Below are 15,613 nucleotides of genomic sequence, written 5' to 3'. Positions count from 1 at the left end.
TCCCATTTGCGTTGCACACCCCATGACTGCGTTGAAATACCTCCAGGCCTATCCCGCTGCGCTTCAGGAGCAAGTGCGTCAACTGATCGCCAAGGATCAGTTGGGTGCCTATCTGGAGCAGCGTTACCCCGAACGCCACGCCGTGCAGAGCGACAAGGCGCTGTATGCCTACGCGCTGGCCTTGAAGCAGGAACACCTGCGCAACGCGCCGTCCATCGACAAGGTGCTGTTCGATAACCGGCTGGACCTGACCCATCGCGCCTTGGGTTTGCACACCACGATTTCCCGGGTACAGGGCGGTAATCTCAAGTCCAAGAAAGAGATTCGCATCGCTTCGCTGTTCAAGGAGGCCGCCCCGCAGTTTCTACGCATGATCGTGGTGCATGAACTGGCGCACTTCAAGGAATCGGACCACAACAAGGCGTTCTACAAACTCTGCCAATACATGATGCCGGACTACCATCAGGTGGAATTCGACCTGCGGGTGTACCTTACCTGGCGAGATTTGCAGGGCAAGCCCTAACCACAAGGCGACAGACCATGGATGTGAGCAAGACCAAAAGCAGCTTCTATCGCCGCCTGTATGTGGCGTATTTGATCGACAGCCAGTTGGCCAGCAGCGTCCCGGCGCTGACCGAGGCCACTGGCATGCCACGGCGCACGGCCCAGGACACGATTGCGGCGTTGGCCGACCTGGATATTGTGTGTGAGTTCGAGCAGGAGGATGGTGCGCGTAACCATGCGGGGCGTTATCGGATTCGGGATTGGGGCGCGATTGATCGGGGGTGGATCGAGGCCAATCTGGCGTCGATCAAGCAGGTGTTGGGCTACCCCTGAGTTCAGCAGTGGCTGGACTGACGCTATCGCGGGCAAGCCCGGCTCCCACAGTTGAATGCGTTCCAATGTGGGAGCTGGCTTGCCTGCGATGGCGCCCTCAGATGCGCCGCATACCAATATGTGGAATATCGTCCTCCAGGTATTCCTCACCCGCCACCACAAACCCATACCGCCCGTAATACCCCTGCAAGTGCGCCTGGGCCGAGAGAAAAATCGGCGTTTGCGGCCAGATATCCTCAATACGCTCAAGCGCCTTTTCCAGCATTTGATGCCCCAGCCCGGTGCCCCTTGCCGCTGGCGAAACGATAACGCGGCCAATCACCACATCGCCGCCCTGAGACTCCGGGTCTAGCAGGCGCAAGTAAGCCACCAGTTCATTGTCGTCCCAGGCCATCAGGTGATGGGTGTCTCCGGCCAGGTCCTGCCCATCGATGTCCTGATACGCGCATTTCTGCTCGACGACAAATACCTCGCTGCGCAAACGCAGGACGGCATATAGCTGGTCCTTGCCCAAGTCGTCGTGATGTTTGCAAACCCAATCAACCGTCATGATGTGTGCTCTGATAAAGACGTGCCTGGATAGTAAGCGTGGCGGGCGCCGCTGTCTAAAATTGGCAAATGTGTGAATGGCGTCAATTTGCCATCATTGAGTGCGTGCGCCGTTGGCTTCTTTGTGTAATCTGCAATGCAAGCTCATTGATGAGCTACTGTTATCAGGCCACTGCCTGCCCGCCAAGGACTTTGAGCATGCCGCGATTGACTCGTGCCGTTGCTTTGATCGCCGTGTTGTTACTGGCCCAACCGGTGTTGGCGCAACGCCTGCGCCTGGTGGCGGATAGCTGGCCGCCGTTTACCGATGCCACCCTGATCAATGGCGGCCTGGCCACGGATATCGTCAGCACGGCCCTGGCCCGTGCGGGGTATGCCAGTGATTTTGACCAGGTGCCTTGGGCTCGCGCCTTGAAAGGGGTGGGGGACGGACGCTACGACGTGCTGATCAACGCCTGGTACGACGAGGCCCGTACGCAGTTGGGGCAATTTTCCGGCGAGTATTTGCTTAACCGTGTGCGCTTTCTCAAGCGTAGCGACGATCCCATTGCTTATCGCAACCTGACAGAACTGCACGACGAGACGATCGCCGTGGTGCGCGGTTACGCCTACTCGGCAGCGTTTGACCAAGACACGCTGTTGCAGAAAGTGCCGGTGCACAACTTTGCCATGGCCGTGCGCATGTTGGCGGCCCGGCGCGTGCGGTTGACGCTGGAGGATGAATACGTAGCGCGTTACTACCTGGCGCGGGAATCGCCGCGGGTGCGCAATGCCGTGGCGTTTGTGGGCGAGCCCTTGAGCCAGAACAGCTTGCATATCCTGGTCAGCCTGAAGAACCCCGAACACGCGCAGATTGTTGCCGGTTTTGATCGGGAGATTGCGCGGATGAAGGCGGATGGCAGTTATGCGCGGTTGATGAAGGCGCATGGGATGTAGCGTCTGTGCGGGCCTCATCGGGGGGCAAGCCCCCTCCCACAAGGGACCGGCATACACCAATCGAATGTGGGAGGGGCGGTGCGACGATTCGACATGCCCCCGATAGCGGCCTAAGCCGCGCTGGTGTCTTTGATCAAGTGCGCGGCCAACGTGCGCAACGGCCCCAGCTGCCGACAAATCAACGCCAACTGCGTTTGCACCAGCCGCTGCGCCTCATCGATCTCATCCGGCATTTGCTCCAACTCTGCCGCCAACCCTTCCTCGGCATCACTCTGGATCGCAATCGGCTGTTTGTTAGCCAGACCGCTGGCGATCTCATCAATGCTTGCCGCCAGGCTGTTGCCTGCGCCTTCGATCAAATGCTCACGCACGTCAGCCGGTAGCTGGGTTTCGCGGTGCGCACCCAAACCCGACAAATAGCTGAGCAAGGTGTGTGACAGCACCAGAAAGCGAAAGCCTACGTCGGCCTCCTTACGAAAATGCCCAGGCTCCATCAGCATATTCGCCAGCGTAGTGGATAGCGCGGCATCGGCGTTATGCGCGTTGCGCCGGGCCAGGCGGTAGGCCAGGTCGTCGCTCTTGCCGGCTGCGTATTGCTGCATGATCTGGCGCAGGTAGATGCTGTTGCAGGTCAGGGTGTTGGCCAGCACTTTGTTCAGGCGTCGGCCTTGCCAGTCGGGCAGGAACAGGAACACCGCCAGGCCCGCGATCAGGCTGCCAAGCAGGGTATCGAACAGGCGTGGCAGAAACAGCCCGTAGCCATCGCCCACCTGATTGAAGCAGAACAGCACCATCAGGGTGATCGCTGCAGTCGCCAGGGTGTAGCGCGTGGTGCGGTTGATAAAGAACACCAGGCCCGCAGCGATGGCGAACATCGATTGCACGACCGGGTTGGGGAACAAGTCGAACAGCGCCCAGGCCACGGTCAGGCCGATGGCGGTGCCGATGATCCGCTGGCCGAGTTTGCGGCGGGTGGCGCCGTAGCTCGGCTGACAGACGAACAGGGTGGTGAGGATGATCCAGTAACCTTGGGACGCGTGGATGGCGTGCAGGGTGCCATAGCCGATGGTCAATGCCAGTGACAGGCGCAAGGCGTGCCGAAACAGCAATGACGTCGGCGTGAGTTGGGTGCGCAGGCGCGTCCACATTTCCTTGAAGTTACGCGGGGCGCGGTCCAACAGGTTGCTGTCGGTAGCGTCGGCCAGGGCATCGGGGTTGCTGGCGTCGCCCAGCAGGCGGTCAAGGGTGGACAGGTTGGCGGCCAGGGCGCGCAACGAGCGCAACAGGCCACGCCAGGCGGGGTTGCTCTGGATGCGCAGATGCTCCAGGGAGGCGTTCAGGTCGCCCAGGGCCTCGGCGAAGCTGTCGTCATAGATGAACGGTTGGCGCAGTTGGATCGACTCGGCCAGGGTCTGGCAGGCTTTGCCTTGCTGGCGCAGCAGGCGCTGGCAGCGAAACAGCACATCGCTGTGGAAAAAGGCATCGGTCAGGGCGTTGTACGGGTAGTGAGACGAACTGGCGCGTTCGTGGATGTCCTGGGCCAGGAAATACAGCTTCAGGTAGCGGCTGACCTTCGAGCCCGGTCGACCATTGCCGACACGGTGCAGAATGATTTCCTTGGCCGCATTCAGCGCGGCGACCACCCGGCCATTTTGCTGGGCCAGTTCCAGGCGCCGGGCTTCCACATCCAGTTGGCGGATCGGCTCGAACAAGGATGACTTGAGCTTGAGATAGCGCCCCAGCTCACGGAACAACCGCGCCAGGCTCTGCTGCACCGGCTGGTTGGAAAACAGCGCCTGCCACAGCACCGACAGCACGCCGTACCAGGCGGCACCGGCCACCAGCAGCAGCGGCTCATGCCAGAAGTCGGTGACGGCGCCGCCGCGCTGGTCCACGCCGATCATGGTGTAGACCGACAGAATCAGGGTGGCCGAGGCAATCGCGCCATAGCGTTCGCCCAGCGCACCGAGCATGGTCAGGGAGAAACTGGCCAGGGCCAGGGCGATGGCAAAGATCCAGGGGTAGGGGAACAGCAATTCCACCGACAGCGCGGCGATGCTGAAACACACCAGTGTCACCGCCAGGGCGTTGAGGCGGCCCTGCCAACTGTCATCAGTCTCGGCCAGGGCACTGGCGATAATCCCCAGGAACAGCGGGATCAACAGCGTCATTTCATCCTGGTACCAACACAGCGCCATGCTGCCGGTGAGGGCGATGAACACCCGTACGCTGTAGCTGAATTTATCCAGCGCCCACAGGCGCCGCATGGACTGCTTGAACGAGGTCGATGACATGAAGTCTGGAGTCTTCCGGGACGTTGTCGCTAAATTGAGCTATCAAGGACGCCACGGCAAGTGTGGTGATCACATCCAACAGCAAATTTTTCAAGATCACTACAAAACCAATGTGGGAGGGGGCTTGCTCCCACATTTTTACTGCTTTGTGTCAGGCGTATTGCGCGGCTGCGTAGCCCGACGCCCAGGCCCACTGAAAGTTGAACCCGCCCAAGTGACCGGTCACATCCAGCACTTCGCCGATGAAGTACAGGCCAGGGCTTTTCAGTGATTCCATGGTCTTGGACGACACTTCCCGCGTGTCCACTCCACCTAAGGTTACCTCGGCGGTGCGATAGCCCTCGGTGCCGGCCGGTACGAGTTGCCAGCTCCCAAGCTTTTGCGCGATATCGGCAATTTCAGCATGGGTGTACTGCTTCATCGGTTTGGATTCGAACCAGCTTTGGGCCAGCAGGTTGGCCATCTTCTTGGTGAAAATCTCCCCCAGCAGGGTCTTCAGCTCGCTGTTGGGATGCTCGGCCTGTTGCTGTTGCAGCCAGTCATGGGCGTCATGATCGGGCAACAGGTTGATTTCCACCGTGTCGCCGGATTCCCAGTAAGACGAGATCTGCAAAATCGCCGGCCCGCTCAGGCCGCGATGGGTGAACAGCATGTTCTCGCGAAAGCTCTGGCCGTTGCAGCTCACCAGGCAATCCACTGAAGTGCCGGATAACTCACTGCACAATGGCTTGAGCTGGTCGGTGATGGTAAACGGCACCAGCCCGGCGCGGGTTGGCAGCAGTTCGTGGCCAAATTGCTTGGCCACTTGATAGCCAAAACCGGTGGCGCCCAATGTGGGGATCGACAAGCCACCGGTGGCAATCACCAGCGACTCGCAGTGCAACTCGCCGAGCGTGGTCTGCAATTGGTAGCCGCTATCGAGCCTGGCGATTTCCTCGATGGAGGTGTCCAGGTGCAGGCTCACGCCGGTCTGGATGCACTCATCGAGCAACATGCCGAGGATGTCGCTGGACTTGTTATCGCAGAACAGCTGGCCGAGTTTTTTCTCGTGGTACGGCACACCGTGCTTGGCCACCAGCCCAATGAAATCCCACTGGGTGTAGCGCGCCAGGGCCGACTTGCAGAAGTGCGCGTTATGCGAGAGGAAGTTGGCAGGCTCGGTGTACATATTGGTGAAGTTGCAGCGGCCGCCACCGGACATCAGGATCTTCTTGCCGGCCTTGTTGGCGTGGTCGATCAGCATCACTTTGCGCCCACGCCCGGCGGCGGTCAGTGCGCACATCAAGCCTGCCGCGCCGGCGCCAATGATTACAACTTCGGTCGAGCGCAAAACGGTGTCCTCATACAAATTCTGAATTGAAATACAGTCAAATGTGGGAGGGGGCTTGCTCCCGATGGCGGTGGTTCAGTCACATCTATATTGACTGAGACTCCGCTATCGGGAGCAAGCCCCCTCCCACATTTGAATCTCCATTGGTGTGCGAGATATTTACAGGATCCGCACGCGCAACGACCGGCCTTTGATCTTGCCGTCATTCAAGCGCTGCAACGCCTGCTTGGCGATCCCGCGTTCCACGGCCACGAATGCCTGGAAGTCAAAGATCGCAATCTTGCCGACCTGGGCGCCCGGAATGCCGGCTTCACCGGTCAATGCACCCAGAATGTCGCCTGGGCGGACTTTGTCTTTACGCCCGGCGGCGATGCACAGGGTGCTCATCTGCGGCAGTAGCGGGCCACCGCTTTGCGGCTTGAGGTTGTCCAGTTGGTCCCAGTTCAGCGGCGACTTCTGCAGTTGCTCGATGGCCTGGGCGCGGTGCGCTTCGGACGGCGCCACCAGGCTGATGGCGATACCGGTCTCGCCAGCACGACCGGTACGGCCAACGCGGTGGATGTGGATTTCCGAGTCGCGGGCCAGTTCGACGTTGATCACCATGTCCAGCGAGTCGATGTCCAGGCCACGGGCAGCCACGTCGGTAGCTACCAGCACCGAGGTGCTGCGGTTGGCGAACATCGCCAGTACCTGGTCACGGTCGCGTTGTTCCAGGTCGCCGTGCAGGCCGACGGCGGAAATGCCTTTGGCTGTCAGGTGGTCGACAGTTTCCTGCACTTGCTGCTTGGTGAAGCAGAACGCCACGCAGGAAGCCGGGCGGAAGTGCGCGAGCACCTTGGTCACCGCGTCCATGCGCTCTTCCGGCGAGATTTCGTAGAAGCGCTGTTCGATCTGGTCATCGGAGTGGAACGCCTCGGCCTTCACCTGCTGCGGCGCACGCATGAACTTGGACGCCAGCTGCTTGATGCTCACCGGGTAGGTGGCCGAGAACAGTAAAGTCTGGCGGCGTGGTGGGGTCTTGCTGATGATGTCTTCGATGGCGTCGTAGAAGCCCATGTCGAGCATACGGTCGGCTTCGTCGAGGATCAGGGTGTTCAGGCCATCCAGTACCAGCGAGCCTTTGCGCAGGTGCTGCTGGATGCGGCCCGGAGTGCCGACGATGACGTGAGCGCCATGCTCCAGGGAGGCGATCTGCGGGCCGAGGGACACGCCGCCGCACAGGGTCAGCACCTTGATGTTGTCTTCGGCACGGGCCAGGCGACGGATTTCCTTGGCGACCTGGTCGGCCAGTTCACGGGTGGGGCACATCACCAGCGCCTGGCAACCGAAGTAACGTGGGTTGATCGGGTTCAACAGGCCGATGCCGAAGGCGGCGGTCTTGCCGCTGCCGGTCTTGGCCTGGGCAATCAGGTCCAGCCCTTTGAGGATCACCGGCAAGCTTTGCGCCTGGATCTGCGTCATCTCGACGTAACCCAGCGAGTCGAGGTTAGCCAGCATGGCGGAGGACAGGGGCAAAGTATTAAAAGCGGTGGCGATGGTAGTCACGGGACTGGCTCTGCAAAACAAAATGTCGCGCAGTGTACCAGCCCTGTGGGATTTTCCCCGCAAGTTCTCGACGAGAAGCCCGTCAGTGCTCGATATCGTGCTCGCGGCTGACCACCCGTTTGCCGTCTTTTGGCGACAATTGCAGGAAGATCGCCGCCGCCAGCATCGCCATGATGCCCACGGTGAGGAAGGTCAACTGGAACGCGCCGAGGACACTCTCCACACCATCATTGCCGGCTTCGGCAGTAAACCCGCCAAGCAACGCGCCGGCACAGGCCACGCCGAGGCTGAGGGACAACTGCGCCACCACCGACAACAAACTGTTGCCGCTGCTGGCCTGGGCGTCGTCGAGGTCGATCAGGGTCACGGTGTTCATCGCCGTGAATTGCAGCGAGTTGATCGCCCCCAGCACCGCCAGCATTGCCAGCAGCAGCGGGTAGGGCGTGTGCTCGCTGACCAGGCCCATGCTCGCCAGCATGATGCCCAGAGCCAAGGTGTTGCCGGTCAGCACGATGCGATAACCGAGGCGCTCGATCAGCGGCCTTGCCACGGACTTGGCAAACATCGCCGCCGCCGCAAGCGGCAACATGCTCATCCCGGCTTCCGATGGCGAGTAACCCAGTGCCACCTGCAACAGAAGCGGTACCAGGAACGGCAGTGCGCCGCTGCCCAACCGCGCAAACAGGTTGCCCAGAATGCCGACGGCAAAGGTGCGGGTCTTGAACAGCACCGGCGAGAACAACGGGTTATCAATATGCCCGGCGCGCAGCCAGTACGCCGCCAGGCAGGCGAACCCGCCGAACAGCAGCAATATGACCCGCAGGTGCGGCAGGTGCAGTTCGCCCAGGCCCTCCATGGCGATGGTGATCAGCACCATTGCCGCGCCGAACAGCAGGAAACCCAGGCCGTCGAAGCGCGTGCGTTCGCTGCCGCGCAGGTCGGGAATGAATTTCCACACGGCATAGCAGCCGATCATGCCCACCGGCAGGTTGATCAGGAAGATCCAGTGCCAGGTCAGGTATTGCACCATCCAGCCGCCCATGGTCGGGCCCAGTAATGGGCCGAGCAGGCCGGGGATGGTGATGAAGCCCATGATGCGCACCAACTCGGAACGTGGATAAGCGCGCAGCACCACCAGCCGCCCGACCGGCAGCATCAGCGCACCGCCCAAGCCCTGGATCACCCGTGCGCCCACCAGCATGGTCAGGCTGCTGGACAACGCGCACAGCAGCGAGCCGAGGCTGAACAGCATGATCGCGCCAAAGAAAATCTTCTTGGTGCCAAAGCGGTCAGCGATCCAGCCCGATGCGGGAATCAGCAGGGCGACGGTGAGCATGTAGGCAATCACCACCCCCTGCATGCGCAGCGGGTTCTCCGCGAGGTCCCGAGCCATGGCCGGCAGGGCCGTGTTGAGGATCGTCCCATCCAGCGATTGCATGAAGAAGGCAATCGCTACCACCCAGGGGAGCCAGCGGGCGGTCTTGGCATCGAGAGGGGCACGATTCGGCATGGGGACCCTTTTATTAGCAGGCTATGTGTTGGCGATTATGCGCCATTCGTCGCTCCTTTTCCCACTGGCGGTTCGTCTAAGTCCGACAACGTTGCGTGCTCTCCGACCAGGAAATCCAGCAATGCACGGTGAACTGCCAGCGCCGCCTCCCGAGACTCCAGGTCCAGCAGGTGGCCGGTATGCTCGGCCACCGCAAAGCTGCTGCGGCCTACATATTGTTTGAACAGCTGGGCCTCGGCGGCCGGGGTGTATTCGTCCAGGGCACCGTTGAGAAAGTGCACCGGCGTCTCGATCTGTCGCAGCGCTGGCAAGTAGTTGCCATCGCCCAAGGCCAGGACCTGGTGAATGTGAAAGCGCGCCTGGCGGTACTCGGTAGTGGCCATGGTCGACAGGTGCCGATGGTTGTTGCGCTTGAGGCGCGGCGACAGGTATTTGCCGACCGTCTCGTTGAGCAGGTGGCCGACCGCAGATTTGTCATCGGCCTCGATCAACACGCGCACGCGCTCCACGTATTCGAGCATGGCCTGGTTGAGGTTGGGCGCCAGGGCCATCACCACCGAGCTTTCGATGGAGGGCGGGTTGTGCGCCAGGGTCAGCAGCGTAGAGATGCCGCCCCACGAGGCCGACACCAGATGGTTGACCTCAAAGCGTTCCACCAGGGCACGCAGGATTTGCACCTCGTCGTCCTTGGTGACCAGGTCAAGGTCGTTGTTGTGCTCGCGCGAGTAGCCGGAGAACGGCAAGTCGAACAGCAGCACATTGAAATGCTCGGCCAGGCATTTGCTGGTGCGGGCAAAGGAGCGCGTGGTGGACAGCGCGCCATTGACCATCAATACGGTTTTTCTATGCGGATGGTTACCGAGCTGCTCTACGTGAACGTTGTAGTGTTTGAACAGCTTCTCTATGACAAAACTTCCATGGTTCATCTGAAGGCTCCAGCTTGCCCAGTCCAGGCAAGGTCATGCATCACGTGCGGGCACGTGGGTGGGGTGGCGGGATGCCATCAAGCCTTATAACGAGGAATCAGGGAGGGGACAATAGGCGGATTCGCCAAATGAGAGCACCGCAGAAAGTTTACCAGTGGGAAGGGATTTGCCTGACAGATGAGTCCACTTACAGGCAAGTCAGGCAAAGATTGATTTAAGCCAACACCAATACGGTATTTTCTTTACTGTCGAATGGTGAGTCGCCAAGAGGAACTTTGATACTCCACAAGTCGATATGGCCATCAATGACGGCGACAGAATGGCTGGAGTTGGCAAGGGTACCTATCGCTCCATTTTTTAATTCCTCAAGAGTGCCGCTGCGCATAGAGTGCTTGAGCCCAAGGCGTGTTAACGCTTCACCAGGGTGTTCTCCGTCGTTCAAGGTGTCCATTGCGGTCTTAAAGTTCTGGCTGGCCCGGTGGTCATTGTTTTCGTTCTGCGCCCGCTTTGCGCTGGCCGCATATAGAAAAACGGCATGTCGCAAGACCTTGCCGCTACCAGCGAATCCTGTGTGCTCCATGGCTTGAAGCAGTTCTTGATGGGTCAGGGTGATGCGGACATCGTCGCGCATCACTACGTCATAACCTTCAGGTGTCCGGGTTATCTTTTTATAAATACCCTCTGGATGGCTGCCGAACTTGGCCATCGCCGCCTTGATGGCTGACACCGTGACACAGTTACCTTCGGTGACTTGAAAGAAATCTCGCCATATGTTTTTTGGTCTGATGCCCGAGTCGGTGGTCGAGCGAACAATTGTACGGGCGGGGGCATCATCTTTGCGGGTGTAGGCAGCATTGAATTCGCCTTTTTCCAAGTGGCGATTGTTGATGCGACTATTATCGTAAGGGGTTGGATAGTTGAGGCCATTCAGTGGAGAGAAACCGATATTCATAGTAATTGACTCGGGGTACATAAAGGAGACTGTCGGTGAACAGGTTGTCTGAGAACTGACGGTGAGGATTTATTATTATGCGAGTTGATATCCGTGGGTGTGTACCTTCTCATCCCCAGGAAGGTTTTTACCTTCCTTTATGAGCCTGCCGTTGTAGAACAGCCCACCAGCGTTACTGCCGATCAACACGGTCAGGCCATCGGCATCGCCTGCTCTTTCCATGTATTTAATAGATGAGCTCACGCCCATCCCTTCCAGAACATTTTTTACCGTACGGCCATCAATGTTGCCAATCAATGCTGCTTCGAAACTCTGCCCAAAGGAACGCACGGGGGGCTGGAGTTGTTGACGTTTGATGTAGGCTGCGAAGATGAAGTTGGCGTCCTTTATCATGCCATCATCGTGCCCGATGAATAAGGAGTGTTGTTGGGCTTGCTCAAGTTCGTCCCGCGAGAGGGTCAATTCAAATCCGTCCCTAAAGGTGACCTGATAGGCGTTATGGGCGAATTTTACATTTGAAAAAACATCGGTTGGGCTCTGCCCGAACTTGGACATCAGCAATTTTATGACATCGGCGTGGGTTGAAGTCTCACCTTGAAAGACAAAAGGTCTTTGCGTGTAAAACCCGGTGACCAGGTTATCTGGTTTCTGTCCATTTCGTTTGGCAGAAAGCTCCGGGAGTTCATGGTCGGCCTGAATATCACCTTCAGGGGGAAGGGGTTCGAGCGTGAAGGTGGAAGGTGTTGATATCTGAGGGACCGCAATAGGCGTCGGCATGGAGGTGTGGGGGGCCTTAAGGACAATAAAGCTTTCTATCCATTGTGGTACCTTTTTCTTGTGCCCGTAGTTTTCCATAAAACCGTCATTAATCATGCCGCGCTTACTCGAAAATACCTTCATTGCCGGTACGGCTACCTGGTTCCCTACGTCCTGAGACCACACATGCTGTAGTTGGTAGTCAAGCCCTAAAAGCTTTAAACCCTCGTACCCGCTGATCCCGTAATCAGAAGAACTCAGAACAGCACCAAAGCTGTGTTGGTGAATATGGGTGCGATAATCGATTTTTCTGTAGTTGTATTGTGCTTCAAGGTGCTTGCGTTTATTCATGATCGCAAAAATAAAGCGTGCATCTTTTAGCATGCCCTCATCGTCGCCCGCAAACTTGGCATGGTGGGTAGCCAGTGCTAGTTCATCGTTGGATATATGCAGTTTGAAGCCGTCTTTCATGGTGATGTTGTAGCCGTTTCCGGTGTCCTTGACTTCATCAAAAATACTCAAGGGGCTCTGGCCGAGGCCCGACATGGCGGCCTTAATTACCGCCACCCAGTCATCGTGGTCATAACGGCCAAAGTAGGGGTATTTTTCATAGGTGGCATACAAGCCAGTCCACAAGTTACTGGGTGGGGCGCCTCTATCTTTTCCTGACATGACATGTGTTGCGGGTGTTTCGGTAGGCACGGCGCGGAGGAGGTGTGAAGACAATAGTTTGTTTTCAGCGCTCGACGTGTTATTTGCGGATTTGCCCTTTGTTTGTGAATAGCTATTTACGCTCGACCGATGACTGCCGGTGGGCGTCGAAATGCTCAGGCTCATAAGTATGCTCCGCAGTTGATAGTGGGTTGCCCGCAAATGAATCACTGTTGTAAGTGTCCTGTTGCTGCAATGCGTTCCCGCTATAGGTGAGAGGATAGGTTACAGAGAGTGACCTCGATTGGTTTTGGATGCAGGATAAATCCGGCCTTGGGTCGGTTTGTACGCAGGAAGGGAAATAGCCGGACACTTATATAACTAATGGCAGCCGGAGTGGCTGCCATTAGTTTTTACGCGGGCTGTGAAAGTTTCACAGCGTCAAGGTCAGGCACTTGACCAAGGCACCCGGCAGCAGGTTGGAGGCGGTATTGCGCTGGCTGTAAGTGCTGGCCGAGAGCAGCAACTCCCGATCAGCGGTCAGGGCCTCAAGTTGCGAGCCGAGCAACTGATAGACACTGTCATCAAAACGCATGGTGCTGACCGGCGCCTTGATTTCGCCGTTTTCCACCCAGAACGTGGCGAAGCGCGTCATGCCGGTCAGGCGCGCCGCTGGCAGGTCGGAATAGTTCAGGTACCAGAGGTTGCTGATATATAACCCGGTGCCCAACTGCTTGAGGATATCGGCCTGGGCCAGGCTGCCTGCCGCCATTTGCAAGGCGCTGGGCGACTCGTCGCTGCTGGCGCCGTTGGTGCTCAAACCGTATTCGGCGGCGCTGCGAGAGTTGATCAACTGACCCTCGGCCTTGCCTGCCCGGATCAGGGGCACATCCCCGCGCGGGTAGCCTTCGGTGGAAAACGCCTGGCTCAGGGAACCGCTGATCTGTTCATTGATTGTCACCAGCGGGCTCAGTGATTGTTCACCGGCATACAGGCGCTGCAACGAACTGCCTTTGCTGGCGATGGCCTGGGCCGAAAAACCACCCCAGGTAATGATGCTGATGATTTCTTCCAGCGCTGGCGGTGCAAGGTAGGCACGGTATTGGCCGGGCGCCAGCTTGTGCAGCGGCCGCCCCAGAAACGCCAGTTGCTCGCGGGCCTGTTGAAAGCGTGCGGCAAATTCGGCGCTGTCCCAGGTGTGCCCTGCGTAGCTGGCCTTGACCGCTTCGCCATTGGCGTGGAACAGGCTGAAATCGAAGTTGAAGCTGTTGGCGCAATGCCAGCCGAACGCGCCCGAGGAACTGGCGAAACCACGGCTGATGGGGCCGGCGGCGTAGAAACCGACCAGGTCGACGCCGTCGGCAGCCTGGCTGATATCGTCCAGCACCTGGGCCAGCGCCGGCAGCGGCCGTCGCTGTTCGTTGCTGCTTTGCCAGGCGTTGTGGTTGAGCAGCAGGTACGGATCACGTGGCAGCAGCGGCAAGGTTTCACGCAGCTGTTGCAGGGCATCGGCCAGACGCTGGCGATCCAGTGCCGCCTCGCCGGACAGGGTGATGCCCAGGTCGGCGTGGCGGCCATCGTTGATCAGCTTGAGGTTCAGGCTGGCCTGTTGCACTTGGCCGGCCTGGCGCACCTGTGCGTGGTTAAAACGCACGAACTCGGACGATTCATCCGCGTAACCCAGGTGGAACTGCTCCTTGTCGGTGACGGCCTGCTTGAGCCAGTCCACCAGTGCCTTGAAGTGGTTCATCAGGCATCGCCCCCAAATACGTCAATGTTACTGAATACACAGGCCGGCGACGCATGGCCAACGCGGATCACCTGGTTGGGCTCGCCCTTGCCGCAGTTGGGCGTGCCCAATACCTTGAAGGTGCTGGCGTCGCCGACCGCGCTGAGGTTGCGCCAGAATTGCGCGGAAATTGCCCGATAGTTGGGGTTCTTCAGCACGCCCTTGAGTTCGCCGTTTTCAATCAACTGGCCCCACTCGCAACCGAACTGGAACTTGTTGCGCGCATCGTCGATGGACCACGAACGGTTGGTCGACATCAGGATGCCGTTTTCAATGCCACCCACCAGTTGCTCCATGCTTTTATCGCCGGCCTCGATATTCAAGTTAGCCATGCGGTCGATGGGCGGGCGGTTCCAACCGCAGGCGCGGCTGTTGGCAACGCCTGGCAAGTCGGCGCGAAATTGCGACAACGCACCGCCCAGGGGCTTGAGCAGCAGGCCATCGCGGATCAGGAATTGCTTGCTGGCGCGGGTGCCGTCGTCGTCATGGCTGTAGCTGGCGAGCTGTTCGGGGATGTCCGGGTCGAAGGTCACGTTAAGCAGCGGTGAGCCGTATTGCAGATGGCCGAAGTCGCTGGCCTTCACAAAACTGGTGCCGGCGTAGTTACGCTCGTCACCGAGGATGCGGTCGAGTTCCAGCGGATGGCCGATGGACTCGTGGATCTGCAGGATCATCTGGTCGGGCATCAGCAGCAGGTCACGTTGGCCGTGGGGCGTATTGGGTGCGAGCAGCAATTGCAGGGCTTCGTCGGCCACCTTGCGGGCGGCGCCCACCAGGCCAAAGCGCTGGATCACACCGGCACTGCCTTGCTGGCCGAAGTTGGTACCGCCCAGGGTGCGGGTCTGGCTGTCGGTGCCGTCGAAGGCGGTGACACTCAGGCCAGGGAAGACGAAGCGCTGGGCCTGACGTAGTTGCGCGCCGGCGCTGTTGAGGTAGATCTGCTCAACATGGGTGGTGCCCAGGCTGACTTCCCAAGTCACCAGGCGTTCATCCTTGGGCACGGCGGCAGATTCATCGCCGAGCAATTGGTAGCAGTCGCTCAGGGACGGGAAGGGCTGATCAAGGTCCGGAGACAGGTAGTCGGCGACTTCATTGGAAACCGGCTGCTGGTGCAGGTCGAGCAGGGCGTGGGGCTGGATCAGCCGGGCTTGCTGTTCGGCGCGCTCAAGGGCCGCTTGCAGGCCGGTAAGGGAAATGTCGTTGGTCGCGGCATAGGCTTCCACGCCATTGAGACGCACGGTAAGCATGGCGCCTTCATCGTGGCTCAGGTGTGGTGGTTCGGCGACGTTCTTGCGTACCGACAGGTACTGACCGGATTCGCGTACGTAGCGCAGGGAGAAGAATTCGGCACGGGTGCGCAGGGCACTGAAGTGCTGTTTGAGGGTGGCGTGGTGTTCGAACATGGGGCCTTCCTTGTGGGCGGCTCGGCGCGCGGCAGGCCAACAGAGTAGGCCGGGGCTGGGAGCTGATCAAGGAAAGTGTAGAGGGGGAGGTTTTGTGGTGTCTGTCAGGGCCTCATCGGGGGCAAGCCCCCTCCC

13 protein-coding genes are annotated in these 15,613 nt (G+C 59.2%); 3 read left to right on the top strand and 10 right to left on the bottom strand.

Features of this window, described 5'->3' with window-relative positions; translation table 11 throughout:
- The first annotated feature begins 22 nt into the window (after positions 1-22).
- Complete coding sequence (locus E4P00_RS02855; protein WP_032879017.1) at positions 23-523, top strand: M48 family metallopeptidase; 501 nt, start codon at positions 23-25, stop codon at positions 521-523.
- A 17-nt stretch (positions 524-540) separates the two neighbouring features.
- Positions 541-837: a winged helix-turn-helix domain-containing protein gene (locus E4P00_RS02850; RefSeq protein ID WP_057710268.1), complete on the top strand. Its 297-nt coding sequence runs from the start codon at positions 541-543 to the stop codon at positions 835-837.
- Between the two features lie 97 nt (positions 838-934).
- Here the strand turns inward: E4P00_RS02850 and E4P00_RS02845 are convergent, their stop codons facing one another.
- On the bottom strand, positions 935-1,387 hold the full coding sequence (locus E4P00_RS02845; protein WP_078822536.1) for a GNAT family N-acetyltransferase: 453 nt from the start codon (positions 1,385-1,387) through the stop codon (positions 935-937).
- A 197-nt stretch (positions 1,388-1,584) separates the two neighbouring features.
- Between E4P00_RS02845 and E4P00_RS02840 the strand changes: the two genes are divergently transcribed.
- Positions 1,585-2,322 carry a transporter substrate-binding domain-containing protein gene (locus E4P00_RS02840; RefSeq protein ID WP_032879022.1) on the top strand — a complete coding sequence of 246 codons (738 nt, stop codon included), beginning with the start codon at positions 1,585-1,587 and terminating at the stop codon, positions 2,320-2,322.
- A gap of 110 nt (positions 2,323-2,432) precedes the next feature.
- Here the strand turns inward: E4P00_RS02840 and yccS are convergent, their stop codons facing one another.
- The 9 genes from yccS to E4P00_RS02795 form a co-directional block, all read right to left on the bottom strand.
- Entirely contained in the window at positions 2,433-4,616 is a 2,184-nt protein-coding gene (gene yccS, locus E4P00_RS02835; protein ID WP_005792181.1) for a YccS family putative transporter, read from the bottom strand.
- Between the two features lie 151 nt (positions 4,617-4,767).
- Positions 4,768-5,946, bottom strand: a complete 1,179-nt coding sequence (locus E4P00_RS02830; protein ID WP_032879024.1) for an NAD(P)/FAD-dependent oxidoreductase — start codon at positions 5,944-5,946, stop codon at positions 4,768-4,770.
- A 159-nt stretch (positions 5,947-6,105) separates the two neighbouring features.
- On the bottom strand, positions 6,106-7,443 hold the full coding sequence (gene dbpA, locus E4P00_RS02825; protein WP_232289440.1) for an ATP-dependent RNA helicase DbpA: 1,338 nt from the start codon (positions 7,441-7,443) through the stop codon (positions 6,106-6,108).
- A gap of 130 nt (positions 7,444-7,573) precedes the next feature.
- On the bottom strand, positions 7,574-9,001 hold the full coding sequence (gene mdtD, locus E4P00_RS02820) for a multidrug transporter subunit MdtD (RefSeq protein WP_032879027.1): 1,428 nt from the start codon (positions 8,999-9,001) through the stop codon (positions 7,574-7,576).
- A gap of 35 nt (positions 9,002-9,036) precedes the next feature.
- On the bottom strand, positions 9,037-9,927 hold the full coding sequence (locus E4P00_RS02815) for an alpha/beta hydrolase (RefSeq protein WP_248130619.1): 891 nt from the start codon (positions 9,925-9,927) through the stop codon (positions 9,037-9,039).
- 214 nt (positions 9,928-10,141) lie between these two features.
- A complete protein-coding gene (locus E4P00_RS02810) occupies positions 10,142-10,879 on the bottom strand; it encodes a hypothetical protein (RefSeq protein ID WP_050549381.1) in 738 nt (245 codons plus the stop codon).
- Positions 10,880-10,954: 75 nt separating this feature from the next.
- The gene (locus tag E4P00_RS02805; RefSeq protein ID WP_248130618.1) at positions 10,955-12,472 is read right to left on the bottom strand and encodes a hypothetical protein; all 1,518 of its coding nucleotides are present in this window, start codon (positions 12,470-12,472) and stop codon (positions 10,955-10,957) included.
- A gap of 247 nt (positions 12,473-12,719) precedes the next feature.
- Complete coding sequence (locus E4P00_RS02800) at positions 12,720-14,036, bottom strand: TldD/PmbA family protein (protein WP_248130617.1); 1,317 nt, start codon at positions 14,034-14,036, stop codon at positions 12,720-12,722.
- The gene (locus tag E4P00_RS02795) at positions 14,036-15,478 is read right to left on the bottom strand and encodes a TldD/PmbA family protein (protein WP_248130616.1); all 1,443 of its coding nucleotides are present in this window, start codon (positions 15,476-15,478) and stop codon (positions 14,036-14,038) included. Before E4P00_RS02795 ends, E4P00_RS02800 begins: the two co-directional genes overlap by 1 nt.
- Positions 15,479-15,613: the final 135 nt, after the last annotated feature.

Origin of the sequence: Pseudomonas sp. B329 (assembly GCF_023127835.1) — a bacterium.
Classification (GTDB): domain Bacteria; phylum Pseudomonadota; class Gammaproteobacteria; order Pseudomonadales; family Pseudomonadaceae; genus Aquipseudomonas; species Aquipseudomonas synxantha_A.
This window is presented reverse-complemented; position numbering and strand designations above follow the sequence as displayed.

What these genes read in the sequence shown, in the direction of transcription:
- E4P00_RS02845 (WP_078822536.1), bottom strand. Translation starts at nt 1,387, where the DNA reads ATGACGGTTGATTGGGTTTGCAAACATCACGACGACTTGGGCAAGGAC.
- mdtD (WP_032879027.1), bottom strand. Translation starts at nt 9,001, where the DNA reads ATGCCGAATCGTGCCCCTCTCGATGCCAAGACCGCCCGCTGGCTCCCC.
- E4P00_RS02855 (WP_032879017.1), top strand. Translation starts at nt 23, where the DNA reads ATGACTGCGTTGAAATACCTCCAGGCCTATCCCGCTGCGCTTCAGGAG.
- E4P00_RS02810 (WP_050549381.1), bottom strand. Translation starts at nt 10,879, where the DNA reads ATGAATATCGGTTTCTCTCCACTGAATGGCCTCAACTATCCAACCCCT.
- E4P00_RS02850 (WP_057710268.1), top strand. Translation starts at nt 541, where the DNA reads ATGGATGTGAGCAAGACCAAAAGCAGCTTCTATCGCCGCCTGTATGTG.
- E4P00_RS02795 (WP_248130616.1), bottom strand. Translation starts at nt 15,478, where the DNA reads ATGTTCGAACACCACGCCACCCTCAAACAGCACTTCAGTGCCCTGCGC.
- dbpA (WP_232289440.1), bottom strand. Translation starts at nt 7,443, where the DNA reads ATGCTGGCTAACCTCGACTCGCTGGGTTACGTCGAGATGACGCAGATC.
- E4P00_RS02840 (WP_032879022.1), top strand. Translation starts at nt 1,585, where the DNA reads ATGCCGCGATTGACTCGTGCCGTTGCTTTGATCGCCGTGTTGTTACTG.
- yccS (WP_005792181.1), bottom strand. Translation starts at nt 4,616, where the DNA reads ATGTCATCGACCTCGTTCAAGCAGTCCATGCGGCGCCTGTGGGCGCTG.
- E4P00_RS02805 (WP_248130618.1), bottom strand. Translation starts at nt 12,472, where the DNA reads ATGAGCCTGAGCATTTCGACGCCCACCGGCAGTCATCGGTCGAGCGTA.
- E4P00_RS02815 (WP_248130619.1), bottom strand. Translation starts at nt 9,927, where the DNA reads ATGAACCATGGAAGTTTTGTCATAGAGAAGCTGTTCAAACACTACAAC.
- E4P00_RS02800 (WP_248130617.1), bottom strand. Translation starts at nt 14,036, where the DNA reads ATGAACCACTTCAAGGCACTGGTGGACTGGCTCAAGCAGGCCGTCACC.